The sequence below is a fragment of the Rhodococcus phenolicus genome (genome assembly GCF_001646785.1).
Lineage (GTDB): Bacteria > Actinomycetota > Actinomycetes > Mycobacteriales > Mycobacteriaceae > Rhodococcus > Rhodococcus phenolicus.
This window is the reverse complement of record NZ_LRRH01000004.1, coordinates 31,664-55,735: the sequence shown is the minus strand read 5'-3', so window position 1 is coordinate 55,735 and position 24,072 is coordinate 31,664. Positions and strand designations below refer to the sequence as shown.

At 70.7% G+C, this 24,072-nt stretch carries 19 protein-coding genes; 6 read left to right on the top strand and 13 right to left on the bottom strand.

The annotated features are described in order from the left end of the window. Nucleotides 1-52: 52 nt before the first annotated feature. From A8G15_RS01630 to A8G15_RS32195, 3 genes are read right to left on the bottom strand one after another with little or no spacing between them, the layout of a single operon-like run. Nucleotides 53-391, bottom strand: coding sequence for a 4Fe-4S dicluster domain-containing protein (locus tag A8G15_RS01630; protein WP_068154695.1), 339 nt, complete (start codon nucleotides 389-391; stop codon nucleotides 53-55). Next, nucleotides 388-1,956, bottom strand: coding sequence for an FAD-dependent oxidoreductase (locus A8G15_RS01625; protein WP_068154693.1), 1,569 nt, complete (start codon nucleotides 1,954-1,956; stop codon nucleotides 388-390). Before A8G15_RS01625 ends, A8G15_RS01630 begins: the two co-directional genes overlap by 4 nt. Then, nucleotides 1,953-2,075, bottom strand: coding sequence for a hypothetical protein (locus tag A8G15_RS32195; RefSeq protein WP_281180586.1), 123 nt, complete (start codon nucleotides 2,073-2,075; stop codon nucleotides 1,953-1,955). Before A8G15_RS32195 ends, A8G15_RS01625 begins: the two co-directional genes overlap by 4 nt. A gap of 149 nt (nucleotides 2,076-2,224) precedes the next feature. On the opposite strand from A8G15_RS32195, the gene A8G15_RS01620 reads away from it, so the two are divergent. Next, nucleotides 2,225-3,625, top strand: a complete 1,401-nt coding sequence (locus tag A8G15_RS01620) for a T3SS (YopN, CesT) and YbjN peptide-binding chaperone 1 (RefSeq protein WP_068154691.1) — start codon at nucleotides 2,225-2,227, stop codon at nucleotides 3,623-3,625. Here the strand turns inward: A8G15_RS01620 and A8G15_RS01615 are convergent. After that, nucleotides 3,622-4,140 carry an O-acetyl-ADP-ribose deacetylase gene (locus A8G15_RS01615; protein WP_068154689.1) on the bottom strand — a complete coding sequence of 173 codons (519 nt, stop codon included), beginning with the start codon at nucleotides 4,138-4,140 and terminating at the stop codon, nucleotides 3,622-3,624. The two genes, A8G15_RS01620 and A8G15_RS01615, sit on opposite strands and share 4 nt — an antisense overlap. Before the next feature lie 53 nt (nucleotides 4,141-4,193). Between A8G15_RS01615 and malQ the strand changes: the two genes are divergently transcribed. Then, a complete protein-coding gene (gene malQ, locus A8G15_RS01610) occupies nucleotides 4,194-6,323 on the top strand; it encodes a 4-alpha-glucanotransferase (RefSeq protein WP_068154722.1) in 2,130 nt (709 codons plus the stop codon). A 72-nt stretch (nucleotides 6,324-6,395) separates the two neighbouring features. On the opposite strand, the gene A8G15_RS01605 is transcribed toward malQ, so the two are convergent. From A8G15_RS01605 to A8G15_RS01575, 7 genes are all read right to left on the bottom strand, one after another. Then, nucleotides 6,396-8,189, bottom strand: a complete 1,794-nt coding sequence (locus A8G15_RS01605) for an AMP-dependent synthetase/ligase (protein ID WP_068154719.1) — start codon at nucleotides 8,187-8,189, stop codon at nucleotides 6,396-6,398. Next, nucleotides 8,182-8,643, bottom strand: a complete 462-nt coding sequence (locus A8G15_RS01600; RefSeq protein ID WP_068154720.1) for a MarR family winged helix-turn-helix transcriptional regulator — start codon at nucleotides 8,641-8,643, stop codon at nucleotides 8,182-8,184. Before A8G15_RS01600 ends, A8G15_RS01605 begins: the two co-directional genes overlap by 8 nt. Before the next feature lie 96 nt (nucleotides 8,644-8,739). Beyond that, the gene (locus A8G15_RS01595) at nucleotides 8,740-9,192 is read right to left on the bottom strand and encodes a MaoC/PaaZ C-terminal domain-containing protein (RefSeq protein WP_068154717.1); all 453 of its coding nucleotides are present in this window, start codon (nucleotides 9,190-9,192) and stop codon (nucleotides 8,740-8,742) included. 193 nt (nucleotides 9,193-9,385) lie between these two features. After that, complete coding sequence (locus A8G15_RS01590; RefSeq protein WP_068154715.1) at nucleotides 9,386-10,465, bottom strand: ABC transporter substrate-binding protein; 1,080 nt, start codon at nucleotides 10,463-10,465, stop codon at nucleotides 9,386-9,388. 22 nt (nucleotides 10,466-10,487) lie between these two features. After that, nucleotides 10,488-11,420, bottom strand: coding sequence for a TauD/TfdA dioxygenase family protein (locus A8G15_RS01585; protein ID WP_068154686.1), 933 nt, complete (start codon nucleotides 11,418-11,420; stop codon nucleotides 10,488-10,490). Nucleotides 11,421-11,424: 4 nt separating this feature from the next. Next, nucleotides 11,425-12,369: a TauD/TfdA dioxygenase family protein gene (locus tag A8G15_RS01580; protein WP_068154684.1), complete on the bottom strand. Its 945-nt coding sequence runs from the start codon at nucleotides 12,367-12,369 to the stop codon at nucleotides 11,425-11,427. A gap of 113 nt (nucleotides 12,370-12,482) precedes the next feature. Then, nucleotides 12,483-13,211 carry an IclR family transcriptional regulator gene (locus A8G15_RS01575; RefSeq protein ID WP_068154682.1) on the bottom strand — a complete coding sequence of 243 codons (729 nt, stop codon included), beginning with the start codon at nucleotides 13,209-13,211 and terminating at the stop codon, nucleotides 12,483-12,485. Nucleotides 13,212-13,452: 241 nt separating this feature from the next. Between A8G15_RS01575 and A8G15_RS01570 the strand changes: the two genes are divergently transcribed. The 4 genes from A8G15_RS01570 to A8G15_RS01555 all read left to right on the top strand — a co-directional run bounded on the left by A8G15_RS01570 (nucleotide 13,453) and on the right by A8G15_RS01555 (nucleotide 21,872). Further along, entirely contained in the window at nucleotides 13,453-14,895 is a 1,443-nt protein-coding gene (locus A8G15_RS01570) for a DUF2397 domain-containing protein (protein ID WP_068154680.1), read from the top strand. Continuing rightward, nucleotides 14,892-16,025 carry a TIGR02678 family protein gene (locus tag A8G15_RS01565; RefSeq protein WP_068154679.1) on the top strand — a complete coding sequence of 378 codons (1,134 nt, stop codon included), beginning with the start codon at nucleotides 14,892-14,894 and terminating at the stop codon, nucleotides 16,023-16,025. The genes A8G15_RS01570 and A8G15_RS01565 overlap by 4 nt, the downstream gene beginning before the upstream one ends. Continuing rightward, nucleotides 16,022-20,158, top strand: a complete 4,137-nt coding sequence (locus tag A8G15_RS01560; RefSeq protein ID WP_068154677.1) for a TIGR02680 family protein — start codon at nucleotides 16,022-16,024, stop codon at nucleotides 20,156-20,158. The genes A8G15_RS01565 and A8G15_RS01560 overlap by 4 nt, the downstream gene beginning before the upstream one ends. Nucleotides 20,159-20,315: 157 nt before the next feature. Further along, nucleotides 20,316-21,872: a long-chain-fatty-acid--CoA ligase gene (locus tag A8G15_RS01555; protein ID WP_068154675.1), complete on the top strand. Its 1,557-nt coding sequence runs from the start codon at nucleotides 20,316-20,318 to the stop codon at nucleotides 21,870-21,872. 50 nt (nucleotides 21,873-21,922) lie between these two features. Here the strand turns inward: A8G15_RS01555 and A8G15_RS01550 are convergent, their stop codons facing one another. Together A8G15_RS01550 and A8G15_RS01545 are read right to left on the bottom strand one after the other, a co-directional pair. After that, nucleotides 21,923-23,107 (bottom strand): thiolase family protein, encoded by a 1,185-nt coding sequence (locus A8G15_RS01550; RefSeq protein ID WP_068154712.1) that lies wholly within the window; start codon nucleotides 23,105-23,107, stop codon nucleotides 21,923-21,925. Nucleotides 23,108-23,238: 131 nt separating this feature from the next. Beyond that, nucleotides 23,239-24,003, bottom strand: a complete 765-nt coding sequence (locus A8G15_RS01545) for a hypothetical protein (RefSeq protein ID WP_245687679.1) — start codon at nucleotides 24,001-24,003, stop codon at nucleotides 23,239-23,241. Nucleotides 24,004-24,072: the final 69 nt, after the last annotated feature.

Genomic DNA, 24,072 nt, shown 5'->3' with positions numbered 1-24,072 from the left:
CCGTGTGTCTTTGTGGCGCCCAGAGGCGCCACAAAGACACACGGGCGAAACTTCAGCGCGGTCCGGTGAACAGATGGTTGTGGTCTGCCCGCGCCCCGGCGGTGCGGCCACCACCCCAGCCCACCATCTCGCGGTACCGCCCGAGTGCCCCGCGCTCGGCCAGGTGGCCTGCGTCGCGATGCGGTGAATCCTGTTCGACCGCTTGACCATACGGTGCGACGTACAACGCATCGGTCGGGCAGTTCACTTCGCACATGAAACACGTCTGACAGTCGTCCTGATGCGCGATCACCGGTAACCCGTCCGCACCGCGAGCGAACACGTCCGTCGGGCACACCTCGATGCAGATGTCGCACCGCACACAACGATCGGTGACGACAACCTCGATCATCCGCGCGCTCCGGTCGCGATCGGGCTGCGCCCGCTCTCCGGTTCGACCAGGACCTCGTCGAGTCCTCTGGCGATCAACCGCCGGGTCTGCCCGGGATCGGTGTCGGGAAAGTCGGTGCGCACGTGCATGCCTCTCGTCTCGGTTCGCGCCGCGGCGCTGTAGGTGACCCATCGGGCGACGGCGAGCAGCGCCGCGGCCGACCGTGCCCGCACCAGCTCCCGGCCGGTGCCGCCGAGCAGTTCGCGGGCACCTCCCCACACCTCGTCGAGGACACCGATGCTGTCGGTCAGACTCGTGGCCGAGCGCCGGTAGGTGCGCCGCAACGGCAGCGTGTGTTCCTGCACGAGACCGATGACCGCGCGGGCACGATCGCGCCGGTCGTCGCGGTCGAGTCCGACCGTGCCTGTGCCGCGGACCCGATCGGCGACGGTGCGGCCGCGGCCGAAGACTGCGGCAGCGGACCCGGCCCACGTTCCCGAGGAGATCGCCCAGGCGCCGTTGTGACTGCCGCCGCCGCTGCGGGCGCCGGTGATCAGTTCGCGCGTCGCCGCGTCCCCGGCCGCGTACAGACCGGGTATTCCTGTGCTGCAGTCGTTTCCGACGAGACGAATACCCCCGGTCCCGCGGACCGTTCCCTCGAGCACCGCGCGTACCGGGTAGCGGTCGGTGAACGGGTCGATGCCGGCCTTGTCCAGCGGCAGGAAGTAGTTCGGCTGCGACGTTCGCATCAGCGCGTGCCGGTCCCCGGGGGCCAGGTCGAGCCGTGCGTACACCGGACGGCCCGTCGCGAGCCGATGCATCGCGGTCTCACGGCCGCCGTCGCCGAGCAAACGGCCGTCCTCGTCGTAGAACCGGGCGAACTGCATGAACAGGCCCTTGGTGTGCCCACTCCACGCCGGGGCGAGGGCGTAGGCACTCGCGAACTCCATCCCGGAGAACTCGGCGCCGACCTCGGCAGCCATCAGGTGTCCGTCGCCGGTGTCCACGTCGGTGCCGAAACTGCCGGACAGGAACGCACAACCCCCGGTCGCCAGCACGACCGCGCCTGCGCGCACCGTCCACGCCGCGTAGCCGTCCTGCCGGTGCACCCCGGCCGCACCGGAGACCACGCCGTCGGAGTCGGCCAGCAGCTGCAACGCCGGCGACTGGTCGAGGATGCGCACCCCTGCGCGGTGCACGAGCCGGCGCATCCGTCGCATGTACTCGGGTCCCTGCACACTGCTGCGCCGCTGCTCCCCGGTGCCGGCGTCGACAGGGAACGGGTAGCGGCCGTTCGTCGCGAGATCGTCCATGCGACGGTAGGTTTCGTCGACGACGCGATGCATCCACGCCGGTTCGGACAGCCGGCCGCCCTCGCGGTAGCGAGCCTGTACCGACTCGGCGCGGGCCGGTCCGGGAGGCAGGTACCACAGATTGTTGCCGCCGGAGGCCGTCGGTCCGCTGGTGCCGCAGTAACCCTTGTCCGCGAGCACGACGGAGGCGCCGGCACGGGCCGCGGCGAGCGCGGCCCACGTCCCCGCGGGTCCACCTCCGAGGACGAGGACGTCGGCGGTGAACGCGCTCACAGCGCGAACCTGATCGCGGTGGTCGCCACGGCGTCTCCGGCGCACGCGGACACGCCCGTGGCGTCCACGAATGTGCGGAGCAGAGCGACAGCGAGGCCGAGCACGGCGGATCCGGTCATCGGGCGATGATGACCCGCCGAACCGACCGGACGGAACCGTTCCGATCAGCGCGATCGCAACCGCCACCTGCGACACCCGTCTTTTGTCGGTGTCCCCCGCTAGTCTTTCCGGCACATTGTTCGGGCTACAGCGGGAAGGGAGGCGGATCATGCCGGGCACGCCGTGGGAGAAGGCCGACACCCGGTTCGATCGCGACGTCGAGCGGGCCTGGAGAGAATTCCGGGTGCGCCTGGCCGACCATGTGGCGGCGATGCGCGACGGCGACGGCCTGGTTCTCGAACCGCTGGCCGAGGAGTCCGCCGGTCCGGCGGGGCCGTGCGTGCAGTTCTATGCGTGGGACGGCGGGCAGGTGCGGTGCGAGGTCCCGTCCGATGCGCACCTCGACGGCGACCGCCACCTGAGTTCCACCGATCGCGCGTTGCTGACCGACCTGGGCCTGCAGGAACCGACCCGGGGTCCCGACGATCCGGAGGACGGCGGGTCTCCGGCGTACTGGATGGACCGGCCCACCGGCTGGTCGGACGAACTGGCCGCGGTGTCCGTGCGGGCACTGCGCGAGATCTGGGGTGTTCCCCATCCGCTGTTCCTGCGTATCGAGACCTTCGGTCCCGGCCGCACCCCGACGTTCGAGGCGGTCCCGACGGTGAGCGAGGCACCCGGCGCTCCTGCGTTGCCAGTGGCCGTCGAACCCACCGGTGAGGACCACCTGCGCGAACTCGTCGAAGCGACCGTGCAGCGGCGGATCGGGGCGGCACCGCCGTGGGACGACGACGGCGACATCGTGCTGCGGGTGGCCGGGGTCCTGTTGTTCGTCGGCATCGGGCAGGGCTCGGGAACGGTGGATCTGTTCGCGCCGATCGTGCACACCATCACCGGTCGCACGCGGGCCGCGGAGGTCGTCGCCGATCTCAACCGTCGCTGGCCGCACCTGAAGTTCGTCCTGGTCGAGGACCGGGTCGCGGTCGCGTTGCATCTGCAGAGCTCGCCGTTCGTGCCCGCCCATCTGTTGTCCGGCCTCGATCGGATGGCCGAGTTCCTCGAGACGCTGGACGTGGAGTTCGCCACGCATCTCGGGGGCGAACTCCTGCGCGAACCCGACCACGTCTGCGCGCCGGACGACGACGAGGACCCGCCGTGGAGCCCCGACTCGGAGGAAGATCTGCCGCTCGCATTGTTGGCGCTGCGCGATTTCCACCAGCAGGGGGCGGTGGAGATCCAGGTCAAGACCGTCGCCGCGATCGGCGACAACGAGCCCACCGAGCTCCAGCGGTTCCTCGCGATGACGGTCGAGCAGCAGGTCGGCTGGGAGTGCGAGGCGCTCGAGCGCGCAGCGGCGGGCGACGACGACGGCGTGGAGGCCGCCGACGCCCGGGCGCTCGAGTGGGAGCTGACGGGCCGGTCGCTGACCGCGGCACTCCGGTTCCTCGACCGGCCCGCGGAGGACTCGGAGCGCACAGCAGCGGTGAAACGGCACCGGCAGGCACGACCTGCGGCACCGGATCAGCCGGCGCTGTTCGACGATCCCGACGAGCCGACCTTGTTCGACTAGTGGTCGCTCGCCGCCGCGCGCCGGAGCGCTTCCTCGGCGGCCGCGTCGAAGGCGACCATCAGGGCCCGCTCGACGCCGGCCACCGATGCGCGGATCGCGGCGACCGCCTGCCGGGCGGCATCGTCGAGGGGCCACCCGTACACGCCGGACGAGATGAGCGGAAACGTCACGACGCGGGCGCCGAGCCCGTCGGCGACGACGAGGCTGCGCGTGTACGCCGAGCGCAGGATCGCCGACCTGTCGTCGTCGGCGGAATACACCGGCCCGACGGTGTGGATGACCCATCGGGCCGGCAGCAGACCCGCGGTCGTGGCGACGGCGTCGCCCGCGGGCAGCCCGTCCGGCAGAGCGGTGGCGCGCAGGTCCCGGCAGGCCGCGAGGATCTCCGGGCCGCCGACCCGGTGGATCGCGCCGTCCACCCCGCCCCCGCCGAGCAGCGACGAGTTCGCCGCGTTGACGATGGCATCCGCCGCGATCCGGGTGATGTCTCCCGGGACGACCTCGACGACAGGCATGGTCCGCTCCTTCCACGCTGACGGACGGATCCTTTCCTGGCATGATCCCACCCGTGACGGCGACGGCGAAGCTCCGCGAACTGGCCGAACAGTCCGGCGTGTCCTGCTCGTACCACGGTTGGGACGGCCAGGAACACTACGTCGGCGACCCCACCCTGCAGGCGGTGCTCGCGGCACTCGACGTCCCCGCCACGACGGACGAGGAGATCGCCGCCTCCCTCGACGACGTCCCGAACCGCGCGTGGCGCCGTGTCGTGCCGCCGTCGCTGGTGGTCGTCGAGGGCGAGCACCGGACCTTTCCGGTGCACGTCCCGCACGGCGATCCGGTCGAGGTGTGGGTGGTTGCCGAGGACGGCACCGAACTCGAGGCGGAGCAGCTCGACGTGTGGGTCGATCCGCGCACCGTCGACGGCCGGCTCGTGGGCCGGGCGACCTTTGCGGTGCCGGATCTTCCGCCGGGATGGCACACGCTGCACGCGCGCAGCAACGACGTCGAGGCCGTCTCGACGCTCGTGGTGACGCCCGCGCGGCTCGCGGGCGCGGACCGCCTGTTGCAGAAGCGCCGCTGGGGTGTTGCGGCACAGGTGTATTCGGTTCGGTCGCGACGATCGTGGGGTCTGGGTGACTTCGCGGACCTCGCAGACCTCGCCGCGGTGACCGGCGCCCGGTACGGCGCGGACTTCCTGCTGATCAACCCGGTGCACGCCGGGGATCCGCGGCCTCCGGTCGAGCCGTCGCCCTATCTGCCGTCGTCGCGGCGGTTCGCCGATCCGCTGTATCTACGGGTCGAGGACATCCCCGAGGCCGTCTACCTGCCCGGCAAGCACCGCAAGCGCCTCACCGAGTACGCCGCGCAGTTCGCCGGGGCGAACCGCAAGGGCAAGCGGCTCGACCGTGACACGACGTTGCGCGCGAAACTCGATGTGCTCGAACACGTGTACCGGGTGCCGCGGTCCCCCGCCCGCCGGCTCGGGTTCGAGACGTTCCGGATCGCGGGCGGCCGCCCGCTCGCCGATTTCGCGTTGTGGTGCGCGCTCGCCGAGAAGTTCGGGGACCGGCCGGAGCGCTGGGCTGAGCGCGCACCGTCCCCGGATCATCCGGACCTCGAGCGGCTGCGCTCGAAGTTCGCCGACCGCATCGATTTTTACTGCTGGCTGCAGTGGGTGTGCGACGAGCAGCTCGCGGCGGCGCAGCGGGCGGCGCGGACTGCGGGGATGGACGTCGGCATCGTGCACGACCTGGCGGTCGGGGTGCGCCGCGACGGCGCCGACGCGTGGACGCTGGGCGATGCGTTGGCCACCGGAGTGACGGTGGGGGCACCCCCCGACGACTTCAACAGGCGCGGCCAGGACTGGAACCAGCCACCGTGGCGGCCGGACCGCCTCGCCGAACTCGGATACCGGCCGTTCCGGGACGTGCTGCGGGCGGCGTTGCGGCACGCCGGCGGGCTCCGCGTCGACCACATCCTTGGGTTGTTCCGCACCTGGTGGGTCCCCGACGGCTGTTCCCCCGACGAGGGTGCCTACGTGCGGTACGACCACGAGGCACTCGTCGGGATCCTCGTGCTCGAGGCGCAGCGCGCCGGGGCCGTGGTGATCGGTGAGGACCTGGGGGTGTTCGAAGGCTGGGTGCAGCAGTACCTGGCCGGTCGCGGTATCGCGGGCACGTCGATCCTGTGGTTCGAGACGGACGGGCACGATCCGCGCCCGCCCGAGAGTTACCGGCGGCTGTGCCTGACGTCGGTGACCACGCACGATCTGCCGCCGACGACCGGCTATCTCGCCGGCGACCACGTGCGGTTGCGTTCGGAACTCGGTCTGCTCGAACGCGATCTCGACGACGAACTGGCCGACGCGATGCGGCAACGCGATGCGGTGCTGCGGCTCGCCCGTGAACGGGGCCTGTTGCCACAGGCCGACCCGGACAGCGCGGGCGAGGGCGCCGACGACCGGCGCACCGTCGAAGCCCTGCACCGACTGATCGCGGCGAGTCCCTCTGCGCTGCTGGCGGTTTCACTCGCCGATGCAGTCGGTGAGCGGCGCAGCCAGAATCAGCCGGGCACCGAGGACGAGTATCCGAACTGGCGGGTCCCCCTCGCCGACGATCGCGGCAGGGCCGTGTTGCTGGAGGACCTCGCCGACAACCCCCGGTTCGCCGCGCTCGCCGCCGCCGTCCGCGGCTGACACTTCCCGCGCACCCGATACGACGCCGCGGACCCGCCCGGATTCCGGGCGGGTCCGCGGCGGTGAGCGGAATCAGCGGGTGTACAGGCTCTCGATGTCCTCGGCGAAACGCTCGGTGACGACGTTGCGCTTGATCTTCAGGGTCGGGGTCAGTTCGCCCGTCGCCTCGGTCAGGTCGCGGTCGAGGATCACGAACTTCTTGATCGCTTCGGCGTGCGAGACGGTCGTGTTGGCGTCGTCGACGATGGTCTGCATCGCGTCCCGCAGCGACGGGTCGTGTCGCAGCTGGGCGATCGTCGCGGTGGCGGGTTTGCCGTTCTCGGTCTTCCAGTTGTCGAACACGTCGGGGTCGACGGTGATCAGCGCGGTGATGTAACTGCGGCCGTCGCCGATCACCACGGCCTGCGAGACCAGCGTGTGCGAACGCATGCGGTCCTCGAGCGGGCCGGGCGAGACGTTCTTGCCGCCGGCGGTGATGATGAGATCCTTCTTGCGGCCGGTGATGTACACATAGCCGTCGTCGTCGATCTCGCCGAGGTCGCCGGTGCGGAACCAGCCGTCGCGGAAGACCTCCTCGGTGGCCTTCTCGTTGCGCCAGTAGCCCTGGAAGACCACGCCGCCGCGCAGTTCGATCTCGCCGTCGTCGGCGATGCGGGTGCTGTTGCCGCCCATGGGCTGACCGACCGAGCCGATCTTCTGTGCACCGGGCGTGTTGACGCTGTGCGCGGCAGTGGATTCGGTGAGGCCGTAACCCTCGTAGATCGGTACTCCGACGCCCCGGAAGAAGTGACCGAGCTTCGGGCTGAGCGCACCGCCGCCGGAGATCGCGTACCAGCAGTCGTTGCCCATCGCGGCCCGCAGCTTCGAGTAGACGAGCTTGTCGGCCATCGTGTGCTTGGCCTTGAGCGCCAGCGACGGCCCGCCGTGATCGAGGGCTTCGCTGTAGGCGACGGCGGTTTCCTCGGCGAACCGGAAGATCGATGCCTTGAGCTTGCCTCCCGCCGCCGCCTTGCCCGCGGCGGCGTCGCGGACCTTCTCGAACACCCGGGGCACGCCGAGGATGATGTTCGGCGAATACCGTTCGAACTGGGTGGACACCGTCGAGAAGTCCGACCAGTGCGACTGCGCGGTGCCGGATTCGAACAGCGCCAGCGCCACCGCGCGCGCGAGAACGTGTGCGAGCGGCAGGAACGTCAGGCCGCGGTTGCCGGGCCTGGCGACCTCGCCGACCGCGGAGGTGAGGATGGCGCGGACCTCGGACAGGAGGTTGCGGTGGGTGAGGATGCAGCCCTTGGGCCGGCCGGTGGTGCCGGAGGTGTAGACCAGCGAGGCCAGGTCGTCGGCGCGAATCCCCTCGAGGCGGGTCTTCAGCTCGATGTCGTCGACACCGGCGCCCTCGGCGGTGAGCGTGTCCACGGCACCGCCGTCGATCTGCAGGATGCGGCGCAGCGTCGTCGGCATCTCCACGAACAGCGCCTCGTGACGTGCCGACTCGACGACGGCGACGACCGCCTCGGAGTCCTGCAGGATCCAGCGGATCTGTTCGGTCGAGGACGAGTCGTAGATCGGCACCGACACCGCCCCGGCCGCCCAGATCGCGTAGTCCAGCAGGGACCATTCGTAGCGGGTTGCGGACAACAACGCGACACGGTCGCCGGGCTGTACACCGCCGGCGATCAGTCCCTTCGCGACACCCGCGACCTGCTCGGCGAACTGGCTCGCGGTCACCGCGACCCACTCGTCCCGGCCTTCGGGTCGCGAGAACATCACCCGGTGCGGGGTCTTCTCCGCATGCACGAAGACCGTGTGGACGACGGATTCGTCGTCACCGACGGTGAACTGGGCGGGGGTCGAATACTCACGCACGGGCATCTCCATCGTTCGGGTCGGTCGTCGCGGCGGACATGGTGTCCACACCGTGACGGAATCGGCGCAGCAGGTGGACGAACCGGTCGAGTTCATCCTGGTCCCAACCGGCGAGCCCCGCACGCACTTCGTCGTGCCGGCGCCCGACCGTGTCCGCGAGGACGGTCCGGCCGTGATCGGTCAGGTTCAGCGGATGCCCGAGCCGGGTCGGTCCCGGTTCCGCCGCGACCCAGCCGGCGTCGACGCAACTACGCAGCTGGCGGGACACGGTCGACCGGTTGACACCGAAGGCGTCCGAGATGTCGGTCGCGCGGCATCCGGGGTGCCGGGCGATGTACCCGAGCAGGGAGTGCTGCGCGAGGCTGAGCGCACCGTCGTGCGCACGTTCCCCTGCGGTCAGGTAGCGGACGAGGTTCACGAATTCGTCGTACACCTCGCCCACGGCGGCCGGCACGAGCGGACGCTCGGTGCCGGCGACATCTCCGACCGCGGAGTGGTTCTGTTGCACAGCGCAACTGTAAGCCTCGGGTGGCGCGGACCACGAATCGGCCTACCCGCGGCGCCGCACGTACGACTCGACCGTCCCGTCGAGCACGGCCGTTCCCCTGTCGTCGAGCAGCGTGACCGTGGCAACGACCAACCCGCGGCCCCGGTCGTCGAGCGTCACGTCGTCGACGACATAGGTCCCGGTCAGCGTGGTTCCCGGCAGCACCGGACTCAGAAACCGGACCTGGCTGAGCCGCCTGCCCGCGATCACCGCCCACCGGCCGTAGGCGGCCTCGACCGTCAGCCGCTGCGCGACCGCGAGGGTGTGGATACCGCTGGCGATGAGGCTGCCGAACGGTCCCGACTCCGCCGCGTCGCGGTCGGTGTGGAACCACTGCGGATCCCAGGAACGGGCGAAGTCGACCAGTTCGTCCTCGCCGACCGTGTGGGTCGCCAATTCGATCCGGTCGCCGACGACCAGATCTTCGGCATACAACAGGCTCTGCGGTGCACTCACGTGGGTTTCTCCTCGGTCCGTACCGGATCCGGTGACAACGATCCGGTCCGGCCATTGGATCACCCCACACTCCGCCGGGGACGTGCGGCCGGTTCCTCCGGACGCGACGGTTCACCGGGATACGACGGTTCACCGGGACACGACAGTGCCCCGGGACGACGTACGTCCCGGGGCACACTGCCGGATCCCCCTGCTATCCCGCAGTCGGTTCCCCGTCCGGTCCGCTGTCCGGCGGGTAGGTTCCGTTCGCATAGGGGTTGAACTCGTTGGTGAACAGCTCCTCCGGCTCGACAGCGCCCGGCTGCAGAGTGCCCAGCCGCACGCTCTGGTCGATCCAGATCGCGAACTCGTCCGGGGCGATCACCCCGCCCGGTGTCGGCACTCCCGTGCTCTTCCACTGCCGCACGAAGTCGGTGGATTCGTTGCGTCCGCGGCCGTCGATGATCGAGACGAACCGGTCGACGACTTCCTGCCGCGGCGTGACCTGCGCCCACCGCAGCGCCCGCGCGGTCCCCTGCACGAAGTCGGCGACCTCGTCGGGATGCTCGGCGACGAAGTCGTCCCGGAGGACGATCCCGCCGATGCCCAGCGGCCCGGTCAGGTCCACGTCGGTGAACAGCGGTCGCAGTCCGCCGCGGGCCAGCGCCGCGTCCTTGATGACACCGCCGAGATTGCCGACGTCGATCTGCCCCTGCCGCAAGGACTGTTCCGTGTTCAGCGGTGGCACCACGACGAGTTCGACCTGCGCGATCTCGTCGTCGCTCAGACCCTCCCGGAACAACCACTCCTTGATCACGTACTCGTGGTACGCGCCGAGCGTGTTGATCCCGATCTTCTTGCCGATCAGGTCACGTGCCGACCGCAGCGGGCTGCCGTCGAGCACGTAGTACCCGTTGAAACTGTCCTCCTCGGTGTCGCCGTCCGATCCGTAGTTCGCGATCACCGCGGTGAGTGGAGCACCCGCGTCGACCAGCTTGGCGATCGCCCCGTAGAACGCGGATCCGAAATCCGATTCACCGGTCGCGGTGTTCTGGATGCTGGACGGCCCACTCGTGTTGTCGCCCAGCCACTCCAACGTCACCTCGTCGAAGAACCCGAGGTCCTCGGCGAGTTCCGGGTAGGTCACCGAACTCGCCGTGCCCTCGTATCGAAGCACGGTCTTCCCGTCCGGGGACACCTCTCCGGTGTCCCCGGACGGGCCGGCGCACGCCGCCGACACGAGTGCGAGCAGCACGGCGAGGGCCGTGCCCACCGAAACCCTTCTTCGCAGCATCGACGGCATCTGCATCTCCTCGTCAGTCCCGCCCGTGGAAGGGCTCGCCGATCACGGAGACGGACCGCTGCCCGTCCGGTCCCACCGGAACGTCACCCTCCACGGTGGTGCGGTGCAGAACGCGCACCACGTCGAGGTGATCGAGGTCGGTGGGCGCCTGATGCGCCGTGATCCGGTTGTCCCACACGCCGATGCTGTCGTCCTCCCACCGCACCCGCACCGTGTAGGCCGGGTTCGTGATCTCCTCGAACAGCAGGTCCAGCAGCCGGTCGCTCTGACGCGGCGACACCCCGACGATGCGGCTGGTGAAACCGGGGGTCACGAACAGCGCCCGCTCCCCGGTTTCCGGATGGACCCGCACGATCGGATGTTCGGTCACATACGGTTCGGTGACGACGTGCTGTTCCGATCGGCTGCCGGACGCCCACCGCGGTGCCCGGCCACCGAACCGGTGCTCGGCCCGCAGACCGTCGAGAAAGACCTTCAGGGAATCGGGCAGATTCGCATACGCCGCGCCCAGGTCGGTCCACGTGGTGTCACCGCCGACCTCCGGAACGAGTTCGGAACGCAGGAACGTGATGGCCGGGGGATTCACCAGCGCCGAAATGTCCGAATGCCAGAAGTTCGCGTACGAGTACTTCCTGGTTCCGGCTCGCTCCGCGTACTTGCGGCTGTCGACCTCGAGGATCTCCGGGAACCGCGAGGCAGGATCGTAGTTGTACGGATGCGCCGGGGTGACCCGGCCGAAGTACTGCGTGAACCGGATCTGCTGCGCGTGGTCGAGCGGCTGGTTCCGGAAGAACAGCACCTTGTACTCGAGCAGCGCGGCGCGCAGTTGCGCGACGGTGGCCGCGTCCAGCTCGCCGCTCAGGTCGACCCCGTCGACCTCCGCGCCGAGGTATCCGGCGATCGGCGCGACCTTCAGGTCGGTGGCGTGCTCTGCGAGTGCGGTCATGGTCTCACTCCTGCCCGCGGAAGGCGTCACCGGCGAGGGACACCGACGCGCGACCGTCCGTCCCGACCGGGACGTCCCCCTCGATGGTCGTGCGGTACAGCACCCGGGTGACGTCGAGGTGGTCGAGATCGGTCGGGGCGAGATGCGCGGTGGCGCGGTTGTCCCACACCGCGATCGAGCCCGGCTGCCAGCGGAAACGTACCGTGTAGGCGGGGCTGGTGACCTCCTCGAACAGCAGATCGAGGAGCCGGTCGCTCTGCGACGGCGACAATCCGACGATGCGGGCGGTGAATCCGGGCTGCACGAACAGGGCACGTTCACCGGTCACCGGATGGACCCGCACGACCGGATGCTCCGAGACCAGTGGGTTCTCCTGCACGCGGCGACCGTAGTCGCTGTCCGAGGACCACTGCGGCCGGCGTCCACCGAATCGATGTTCGGCGCGCAGCCCGTCGACGAGCCGCCGCAACGGCTCGGGCAGGCCGTTGTACGCGGCGACGAGATTCGTCCAGGTGGTGTCGCCGCCCCGCTCGGGGACCTCACCGGACCGCAGCAGCGTCACCGCCGGCGGGTTGACGACCGCGGTGACGTCGGTGTGCCACTGATTGTCGTAGCTGTACTTCTTACGGCCGAAACGCTTTTCGTACTTTCGGCTGTCCACGGCGAGGATCTCCGGGAAACCTTCGGGCGCTTCGTCGTCGTACGGGTGCGACGGGGTCACGGTGCCGAAGTTGCGGGAGAACGCGATGTGTTGTGCGTGGTCGATCTCCTGATCGCGGAAGAACAACACCTTGTGCTCGTGCAGAGCGGCGCGCAACTGCTCGGCGATGTTGTCCGCGAGCGGGTTTCGCAGATCGAGTCCGCCCACATCGGCGCCGATGTGACCGGCGACCGGGGTGACCGTGAACGTGCCTGCGACGCCGACGGGTGCTTCGGATGCGAGTGTCATGGGAATCCCTCACTTGTGGAGACGATCGTGATTCGGACCGGAACCGGTGCCTGCCACCACCGTGCCGCCCGGGAACCCCCTGCGAAACCCGCTTTTCACCATGCGAAAAAGACTCAGCCCGAATATTTCTCGACACTGCTCGCCGGCGGCAGCCGGCGGCCGATGCGGGCGGCGGCACGCTGCATGGCCGGCACCACCTCACCGACGGCACGGTCGGTGAGGCGGCGCCGTCCTGCCTGTACACCCACCGCACCCCACGGTCGACGATCGGTCCCGAACACCGGCACCGCCAGTGCCAGTACCGACGACCGCTCGCTCCGGAACTCGAGGGCATATCCGCGGCGGCGGACGAGCTCGAGTTCGGCGGCCAGAGCCGGTGGGCGCGGCTGCGCGGGACCGAACGCCAGGATCGCGCGGCCCATCACGCTGTCGTCGATGCTCTCGCTCGACCGCGGGATCTGCGTGTCACAGCACCCGTCCGGCGGGCGGGCCGAGAACAGGGACAGCACCTCACCGGAACGCGCGACCCCGAGACTGGCCGCAAGGTCGATGTCCGCGGCCAACGCATACAGATCGGGAGCCCAGTGGTCGACACCGAGCCGCATCAACGGCGGCACCGCGAGCGAGAACAAACCAGGGCCGACCCGATAACCCTCGCCGCCGGGAACGCGTTCGAGCATCCGGCCGCGGACGAGAGCCTGCGCGATCCGGTGCGCGGTACTCACCGGCAGTCCGGTGCGCACAGCAAGCGAACTGACCCCGATCTCGGCCTCGCCACCACCGAAACATGCCAGCACGGCAATCGCGCGTTCCACGGCCTGCGACCCGGACCTCGGTGTCATCGCTCGGTACCCCTCGGTGTCATCGCTCGGTACCCCTCGGTGCCATCGCTCGGTACCCCTCGGTGTCATCGCTCTGCGCTCCTGGCTGGGCGGGTCCCGGCGCTGCGCCGCACCGGCCGGTTCGCACTATGTCCGGAGCCGCGCCCGGCTGCAATGGTTTTCCGCACCGGGTGGCCCAAGTCCGCGGGCCCCGGCTAGCCTGTCCGTACGCAGGGACATGGGTGGGGAGGTTGGCACGGCAATGGGCGAGAACCGGCGCCGCGATCTGTTCCGCCACCTCATCGACGACAACGCCGACGACTACCTCGCAATCGTGACCTGTCTCTCCGGCACGCTCGTGTCCGATCTGTCCGCCGCCGACATCGCCGCGCGCATCCCGGGCAGCCCGCTGAGCGCCGACATCGTCGAGCAACGCTGCCGCCGCCTGGTCGAATGGGGCAATCTGACCGCGACCCGCCCGGTGGGCGTGAACACGGACACCGACCGCGACCGATTCCGGGTCACAGTCTTCGGCGGGCGCGTGCACCGCGAGGCCACCGCGGTCCTGACCGCGCACGACGGTGCACGCGACGTGGCCCGCGAGGTACTCGGCCTGATCGCCTCGGACCTGGACCGCCTCACCGACGCGCTCCGGACGGCCCGCGTCGACCCGGATGCGGTGGCCGGTCTCGTCACCAGCGTGTTCACCCATCACCGGACCTTCACCGACAGCATCGCCGATTTCTATGCCCACCTCGCGGACGTGCTGGCGCGGCTCGAACTGTCCCGAGACGACGTCGGCCGGCTCAAGACGCTGCTGCTCGAATACGTCGACCTGCTCGACGGCGACGTCACCTCACACACCCCGGTCATCGCGGCGCGGCTCGGCGCGCTGATCCCCCGGCTCGATCCGCTGCTCGCGGCGCTTCCCGGCCCGCCCGTACCGGACGGCACCCCGGTCGCACGGCCCGCGGGCCGCGCCCGCAGCGACTGGGAGGAACTCGCCGCGTGGTACGCCGCCGACGCCGGGCCCCGGCAGTTGCGGGAGGCGGCCGGACAGGCACTGGGCCGGCTGCTCGGTCACACCCGGCGGCACCTCGCACCCGCGGGTGCGGGTGGTTCGCGCCGCTCCGACCTGCTGGCCCTGGCCGGCCGCTTCGCGGAATCCTCGGATGCGCAGGCCCACCGGCTGTTCACCGCGGCCTTCGCCGCGTACCCGAGCCGGCATCTGCTGCTCGGACCCGACGAACCGGACCCGCGGATCGGACCGGGCACGTCGTGGTGGGACGCCGACCCGGTTCCGGTGCCGGTGTCGCTGCGCGAGCGCGGAGACCGGTCCCCCCGCGGCCACAGTGCGCGCGTGCCGGACCCCACGGCGGACCGCCGGCGGATCGCGGCCCTCGCCCGGGCCGACACGGACGCGCGGCGCGCGGCCGCGGCCGAACTCGCCGCCGCCGGCGACCTGAACGGTGCGACCGTGTCCGCCGCGGCTCGCGAACTGCTGCTCGACCGGCTCGCGGCGCTGCTCGCCCGGCACCGCACCCTCGACACGGCGGTGCGGGTCCACGACAGCGATCTCGGGTTGTGCCTGCACGCCGCGCCCGGCCCGGACACCGTGGTGCACGGCCCGGACGGGGACCTGACAGTGCACGCGGTTCTGTTGCGCGCGACCGTCGTGGATTCGTGGCAGGTGAGCGCGCAGTGACGACGGGCACCGGCACCGCCGCGCAGGACGTGACGGGGCGCCGCGACGCGGCACGCATCCTGTTGCAGCAGCCGATTCTCACCGCGGGACGCGATCCGGATGCGCTGGCGCTGATCCGACGGCACGCCACCGCACTGCGCACGATGTTCGCGACGCGCCTCGGCTACACGCTCGTCGTGGAGTCGACGTTCGCCCGCCTGGTCAAGACAGCTCCAACCGCGGACTCACGTCCACGGCCGCTGCTTCGCGACGGCGGCGAACCGTTCGGGGCCGCAACCTACGCCAATCTGACGCTGGTGTGCGCGGCGCTGCTCGCGCCGGGCATCGGCGATCACGTGCTCGTCTCGGCGCTGGCCGAGCAGGTACGCGTGGACGCCACCGCACTCGGCATCGCCGGATCCGATCCGGTCGCGGACCGGCGGCAGCTGGTGGCGGCGCTGCGGGCACTGCAGGACTGGGGCGTGCTGACCGACGACGCCGGGATCATCGAGGGCTGGGCAGCCGACGGCAGCGCCGACGGGGTATTGGACGTGCACCGTCCGCTACTCGCTCATGTGCTCGCACCGCAGCCGGCGGGTACCCCGGAGCCGCAGGTTCCCGCGCGCGTGCGGCTGTACCGGAGGCTCGTCGAGGACCCGGTCGTCGCCCGCGACGACCTCGATGCGGACGAGCTCGACGAACTGCACCGCGACCGCGTCGATCTGGCGCACCGCCTCGACGAGGACTTCGGCCTCACCCTCGAGGTCCGCACCGAAGGCGCCCTCGCCTACGACGCCGACGGTTCCCTCACCGACCTGTCGTTCCCCGGTGCCGGAACGCTGAAACAGGCCGCACTGCTTCTCATCTCGTCACTGATCGAGGAACACGAGCCGACCCCGGGAGCGGATCTGGCGGTCACCTCGTCCGCAGTGGACACGGCGATCGCGAACCTGCTGGCCGCACACGGCCGGAACTGGCGGGCACGGTACGTGCGCGACCCGGGCACCGTGCGCCGTGAGATCACCGAGCTGCTGGTCGAACTGCACCTGGCCCGCCCCGACGGCGACGGACTGGTGCTGCGCGCCCCCGCCGCCCGCTACCGCCCGACCGTGACCGAAAGACACACCGCCACCGAAAGACCCGAGCCATGACCCGATCCACCGACTCGATCGCACCCGTGCACCACCCCCGGCGGTGGCGGCTCTCGCGCGCCGGCATCGTCAACGTCTGGCACTATCTGGACACCGAGTTCACGCTCTCGGGTGGTCGGTTGATCCTGCGGGGCACCAACGGTTCCGGCAAGTCCCGCGCGCTCGAGATGCTGCTGCCGTACCTGCTCGACGGCGATCGCAAACGCATGGACGCGACCGGCTCCGGCAAGGTGAACCTGGACGAGCTGATGCGGACCGGCGCGGGCGACCAGGACAACAGGATCGGCTATCTGTGGCTCGAACTCGCCTGTCCAGATGGTCATTTCACGATCGGTGCACACATCCGGTACAGTGCCGCCGCGCATCGCAGCGAGGTGCATCTGTTCACCACCGGGCTGCGCGTCGGCCACGATCTGACACTGATCGACGAGCATCGGATGCCGCTCTCACGCGACGACCTGATCGCCGCCGTCGGCGCCGACCGCGTCACCCGCAGCCCCGAGGAACACCGTGACACCGTCCGCGCCGACGTCTTCGGCCTGCGCGGCGAAACCGGACGCGACCGCTACACCGGCCTGCTGCAACTGCTGCACACCCTGCGCTCCCCCGATGTCGGCAACCGCATCGACGAGGGCCGCCTGCCGCAGATCCTGTCCGATGCGCTGCCGCCGCTGAGCGAGAACCTGCTCACCACCGCCGGCGACCGGCTCGACGGACTCACCGAAACCCGCACCGTCCAGGAACATCTCGAACAGACGCGGGACCAGCTCGAGCAGTTCCACGGGGTGTACCGCCGCTACGCGACCGGTGTGCTGCGCGAGGCCGCCGACGCCGCGGCCCGCGCCGCCGACCGGGTGGCGGCGACCCTCACCGAACTCGCCGATGCCGACGCCGACGCCGCGGACCTGGAAGCCCAGTCCGCCGCCGCCGACACCCGGCTGCGCGAACGTCGCGATCAGCTCGACGAACTCGAACGCGCCGTCCGGGGACTCGAATCGCGCCCGCTGTTCCGGGACGCGGACGATCTCGCCCAGCGGCGCGCGACCGTCGCCGCCCTCGCGGACGCCGCGGAACAGGCACTCGACAGCGCCGGCCGGGCCCGCCACCACGAACAGGTCGATGCCGACGTCGCGGCCGAGCACGTCGGCGAACTCACCGCGGCGGTGTCCCGGACCGCCGAACTGCTCGCCGACGCGAAAGCGCGCCTGGCCGCGGCCTCGATGTCGCACGGCCCGCTCCCGGCCGAAGTGCTGCTGCACATCGACACCACCCCACCGCACATGGAACCGGTCCGCACCGACCGCGACAGCGTGCCGGTCGCGCAGGTGCGCCCCGCCGTCGCGGACGTGCAATTGCGGCCCGGCGACCTCGAATCGGCCCGCGACGCCGCGCACGACGCGGCCACCGCCGCCCACCGTCGCAGCGACCGCGCCGGGCGGCGGCTCGAGGAGGCACGCCGCCTGGAGGCCACCGAACGCGCCGTCCGCGCCGCCGAGGCGGACGCCGAACGCACCGCCGGCGACGCCGAACGCGACCGTACCGACCTCGCGGAGTCCGCCCGGGTCCGCGATGACGCCGCCATCGACCTCAACCGCCGGTGGCAGGCGTGGATCACCGACGCCCGCACCACGCGGCTCCTGCCGACGGTCGAACGGTCCGGCCGCGAACTCCTGCAGGTGCTCTCCTCCGACCTCGAGGCCCTCACCGGCACCGGAGGCGCCGACGCCGGGGCCGCCCTCACCGAACTCGACCACCTGCCCGAGGCTGCCGCCCGCACCGCCCGCGACGACATCGCCACCGAACTCGTCGCGCTCGAACTCGCCGACCAGGCCGCCGCCGGGATCCGCGCGGCCCTGCTCGACGAACGCAAGACCCTCGAAGCGGACCGCCGGCACGGACCCGAGGACGCCCCGTGGCGCCGCGAAAACGACGGTGTAGCACTTTGGCGCGCAGTCGAATTCGCCGACAGCCTGGGTGCGGACGATCGGGCCGGGGTGGAGGCGGCACTGCTGGCCGCCGGATTCCTCACCGCCACCGTCGACGGGGACGGGCGCCTACGCGCCCAGTCCGGTCAGGTCCTCGTCTCACCCCGCAACGACCCCCCGCGGCATCCGTTGTCGACGGTGCTGACGCCCTCGGCCACCGCACCGGTGCCGACGACGGCGATCGCGACCGTCCTCGCGGCGATCGGATTCGAGGACGCCGGCGCGGTCGCGTCGGTCTCCCGGGACGGGCGCTGGCACAACGGTGTGCTGCGCGGACGGCACACCGCCGACGAAGCCCGGTACATCGGCGCGGCGAACCCCGGCGATTCCGGTCGCCACACCGAACGGCTCGACGAGATCGCCGCGGAACTGGCCGCAGCCGACGCCGCGGACGCGCAACGCGCCGAGCGCCGCCGCACCCTCGAACAGGATCGCCGCGACCTCGACAGCCACCTGCCGACCGCGCCGCGGTCGCTCGCACTGCGCGAGGCCCGTGTCCGCACCCGCGACCACGAGACCCGCGCGGCACGCAGCGCCGAGACGGCCGCCGCGGCACGCGACCGCGCCGCCGAGCTGCGTGCCCGCTGGTCCGCCGACCTCGACACGCACCGTGCCACGTGCGCACACTTCGAGATGCCGTCCGATGTCCCCGCCCTCGAGGCGGTCGTCGCCGCGTGCGCCGACGCCGGACGAGCCTGCGTCGATCTCGCCCGGGGCCTCGACGAGGTGCGCGCGAGCCGCGACCGCCACGCCCGCGCGCTGCGCCGGTTCACCGACAGCGCCGCGCGGCGGGTCGACGCCGAGACCGTCGCCGAGGTCCGTTGGCACGAATGGCACGGCAGGGCGGCGGTGGTCGCGGCCCAACACGAGGCCGTCGCGATGAGCGTGGCCGACCTCGAGGCCGAACTGTCGAACTCCGTCACCGAGCACGCCCGCACCGAGGAGCAGTGCCGGCGCACGCAGGCACACCGGGAACAGCTCGGCAAGGACGTCGCGCAGGTGCGCGAACGCTGCTCGGCGATCCGCGAGCGGCTGGTGCGCGACCGGGAGGAACTGGCCGCGGCGGGTGCCACCCTGTCCGCGCGGCTGCAGCTGCCGTCGATCGCCGCCGCCACGGACGTGCAGGTCGATCCGGTCGCGCACACCGACGATCCGGACACGGTGCGAGCGGTCGCCGATGCGGTGCGCGCCGCCCTGCCCTCCGGCAAGACGACCGGACAGAACCGGGCGCTGGCGGCACTGCAGCAGTTCGGCCGGGTGGTGTCCGGCCGGCTCGACGTCGAGCACACGGTCGACAACGGCGTGCACGTGGTGCGGGTGACCGGGGCGGGTGCCGGCGGAACCCCGACCGAGGTGCTCGAGCACGTGACCGCGCGGGTCGACGAGGGACGGCGCGCGCTCACCCAGCGGGAACGGGACGTGTTCACCGGGTTCGTCCTCGGGGGTGTCGCCGACGAACTGCGTCGCCGCATCGAGCGGGCCGGCGAACTCGTCGAGGCGATGAACACGAGCCTGTCCGGCAGCCGCACCAGTCACGGTATCGGGGTGCGCATCGGGTGGGCCCCCAACCGCGGCGACGACGAGATCGCCCGTATCACCGCGCTGCTGGCGGATCAGGCCGGGGCGGGCAACGGAACGGAGCTGATCGAACTGCTGCGCCGTCGTGTCGAGGCGTCGCACACGACGGATCCGTCCGCCGGGTACGCCGCGCATCTCGCACACGCACTGGACTACCGGAACTGGCACACCGTCGACGTGACGATCCTCGGCCCCGAACCCGATCAGGAGAGGCGGATTTCCAAGCGCGCCAAGATTTCCCAGGGCGAAACCCGGTTCGTGTCGTACGTGACGCTGTTCGCGGCCGCCGACGGCTATCTGTCGAGCCTGCCCGAGGTGGACCGGGCCCTGCGACTGGTGCTGCTCGACGACGCGTTCGCGAAGATCGACGATCCGACCATTGGCGAGCTGATGGGTCTGCTGGTCCGGCTCGACATCGACTTCGTGATGACCGGTCACGCCCTGTGGGGTTGTGTGCCACAGGTTCCCGCCCTCGACATCTACGAGGTGCGGCGGCTCGAGGACAGCTCCGCGGTGACCACGCACGTGCACTGGGACGGCCACAGTCGGCACCTGCTCCCCACCAGCTGACCCCCCTCCGGTGATGGGAACCAATATTCGGTCCAACCGACTGAAGGTTCCTATCACCGGGCGGGTCCGGCGAAATCCGGGACGGCCGCACCGGCCGGCTATAGCCTCTGATCCAACGTCGCGGTGCACGACCGGCGACGAGAAGGAGGCTCCCCGAATGTCCGAGTCGACCCGCCCCACCCTGCTCGAACGTGTCGCACACTGGGCGCGCACGACACCGGATGCCGAAGCCGTGCGGTACCTCGACCGCAGCCATACCTGGTCGCAGTGGCACGAACGCCTGCTGCGGCTCGCCGGAGCACTGGCCGACGCCGGTGTCGGCCCCGGCGACACGGTGGCATTCGTGGACAAGAACAACCTCGCGTGCATCGAGGTCACCTACGCCGCGTCCGCCCTCGGTGCGGCCACCGCGATACCCAACTTCCGGCTCGCCGGCGACGAACTCGTCCACGTACTCGACGACGCAGGGCCTCGAATCCTGTTCGTGGGCAACGAATTCGTCGAACAGATCGGCGCCATCGAAAACCGCTTGAGCAGCACCCCGCAGATACTGGTGGTGGGCGGGGAGAACGACGAGTTCGAACCGTCGATCGCGCGCTCCGGGCCGCCGGCGGAACTGCCGGAGGTCGCCGCGGACACCACGGCACTGCTGCTCTACAGTTCCGGCACCACCGGTCACCCGAAGGGTGTGCAACTGACCCACCGGAATCTGGTCGCGCATGCCGAGGCGGTGATGTCGGTGCTGCCGTTCACCGACGGGGACTGCCTGCTGGTGGCGATGCCACTGTTCCACGTGGGCGGCACCTGCTACGCGGCGATGGGTATCCACGACGGACGACGCTGCGTGTTCACCCGCGAGGCGGACGCACCGTCGTTGTTCGCGGGGCTCGCGGCGGGCGGGAACATCGCGTTCCTGGTGCCGCCGGTCATCGCCGGGGTGCTCGCCGCCGGCGAGCAGGCCGTCAAGGCGTTCTCCGCACTCGCCCGCATCACCTACGGTGCGGCCCCGATGCCGTTGCCGCTGCTGCGCGCGGCGCTGGCGGCCTGGCCCGACACCGAATTCGTGCAGGTCTACGGGATGACCGAACTTGCCGGGGTGATCACCGCGCTGCTCCCGGACGTGCATCGCGACGAGACGCAGGTCGCGCGGATGGCGTCGGCGGGGACCCCGTTGCCCGGTGTGGAGATGCGCATCGTCGACCCGGCGACCCTCACCGACGTCGAGCCCGGCGCCGTCGGGGAACTGTGGTGGCGATCGGAGCAGACCACCCCCGGCTACTGGCACCGACCGGACGCGACGCACGAGGCGATCGTCGACGGCTGGTTGCGCAGCGGCGACATGGGCCGTGCCGACGACGGTGGTTTCGTCTACATCGAGGACCGGCTCAAGGACATGATCATCACCGGCGGGGAGAACGTGTACTGCCCGGAGGTGGAACGAGTGCTCGTCGAGCATCCGGCCGTGGCGGAGGTCGCGGTGATCGGCGTGCCGGACCCGAAGTGGGGTGAAACGGTCAAGGCCGTCGTGGTGCCGACCGCGGACAGCACCGCCGACGCTCAGGAGCTGATCGACTACACCCGCGAACATCTCGCGAAGTTCAAGTGCCCCACCAGCATCGACATCGTCGGGGAGCTGCCGCGCAATCCGACCGGCAAGATCCTCAAGCGGTCGCTGCGCGCGCCCTTCTGGGCGGATCGGTCACACAGCATCTGAGCCGCGTGTCGTGCGGTGGGTGCGCATCAGCGCCCCCACCGCACGCCGGATCAGCGGATGCGACGGAACAGCGCGGCCAGGGCCTGCCCGCCGCCGATGCACATCGTGACGATGCCGAGCTCGAGGTCGCGGCGCACCAGATCCTTGGCGACGCGGACGGTGAGGATCGCGCCGGTCGCGCCGACCGGGTGCCCGAGCGCGATCGCCCCGCCGTACGGGTTGGTCTTCTCGGGATCGAGGCCGGCGTCGCGGATCACGGCGACCGCCTGCGACGCGAACGCCTCGTTCAGCTCGACGGTGTCGATGTCGGAGGCCGTGGTGCCGGTCTGCTCGAACAGCTTCTTCAGAGCCAGCACCGGGGCGTATCCCATGAGTTCCGGTTCCATCGCAGCGGTCGCGACGGACTCGAGGGTGACCAGGCCGGTCAGGCCCTTCTCCTCGGCGACGGACTGCCGGGCCAGCACGACCGCACCGGCGCCGTCGTTGATGCCGGACGCGTTGCCGGCGGTGACGGTGCCGTCCTTCTCGAACGCAGCGCGCAGCTTGCCGAGCGTCTCGACGGTGGTCTCCGGCTTCGGGTGCTCGTCGGTGCTGACGGTGACCGGGCGGCGGCCACCGATCTCGACGGAGGTGATCTCCTCGTCGAACGCGGCCTTCGCGGCCGTGGACGCGGCGCGGCGCTGCGACTCGACGGCGAACTCGTCCTGCTCCTCGCGGGTGATGCCGTACTTGCGGGCCACGTTCTCGGCGGTCACACCCATGTGGATGTTGTGGAACGGGTCAGTGAGCATGCCGACGGTGCCGTCGACGAGGGTGTGATTGCCCAGCTTGTAGCCGGCCCGCGCGGAGTAGTCGTAGAACGGCATCCGCGACATGTTCTCGTCGCCGCCTGCGACCGCCAGATCGACACCGCCCCAACGCATCTGCATCGCAGCGGACCACACGGCCTGCAGACCCGAACCGCACAGGCGGTTCACGGTGTAGGCGGGAACCGAGTCGGGAATTCCGGCGGCGAGGGACACACGGCGGGCGTTGTAGGCATCGGGACCGACCTGCCCGATGCACCCCATGACGACCTCGTCGATGTCGGAGGCGGCCACACCGGACCGTTCGAGGGCGGCCTTGACAGCGGTCGCACCGAGTTCGTGCGCGGGCACGTCCTTGAAGACGCCACCGAAGCTGCCGACCGGGGTCCGCGCCCCGTCGACGACGACGATCGGTTCCGGAGTGGTCATGTCGTGTCCAATCTTCTCGAAACGCCCGGAGATCCCGGTGTGGGGAATCCCGGCATCGGGTGTCAGCACTGCCGCCGACCAAGTTACCTGCGCCACGTGATCGGCCACACCCCCGACCCGGTGCGACACCGTCAGCGCGGGTCGGCGAGGTCGCGCTGCAGAATCCGTTCCGTCGCGCGGGGTGAGCCCAGTTCGCGGCGCAACTCCGGGAAGCGGGCATAGAACTCGAGTACCCGGTGCAGCAGGACCGGGTCGATGTCGAATCGCCGCGAGTCCACTTCGATCATCGGCGCGTCCGGGATCCGATCCAGCCGGAAGAGGCGGCTGGTGCGTCGCCTGGCCCACGCCGCGGTGGGGGCGCCGAGCACCCAGGTCTCCGGGTACCCGTGGTGGTCGGCACGCACGCCGGCGACCGACACCCACGGCAGATACGACTCGAGGGTCCATCCGCGCTGACGGATCCCGTCGGGCCCCAGCAGCAGGGAACCACAGCGGATGCGGCCGAGCAGAACCTCGACGACGAACGCCACGCACGGCACCCCGAGCAGCGCGAGCACGGGACTCACCCAGGGGAACCCGCTGCTGAAGACGAACACCTCGACGGCGGCACCGACGGCCAGCGCTGCGCCGCATCCCACCATCGCAACGAGCAGCCCGAACACCGACCGCCGCGACCGCACCTCGGTGACGCCGGCCGTGCCGTTCGGCACGTACCGGACCGCGGGCTCACCGCGCCACGGCCGCCAATAGACACATCCGAACAGTGCCGTCAGTCCCATCAGCGCCGCGAGTATGAGGAAGAAGCGGGTCACCGCGCCGGAGTCGGCGTCGCCGGTACCGGCGCGCCACAGCGCCAGGACGAAGACGACGGCGGCCATGACGATCGCGACCGCCACTCGCGGATTCCGGGAGCCCTCCGGCCATTCCGGGGGCCGTTCCAGCGGTGCCGCGGACGGTGCGGATTC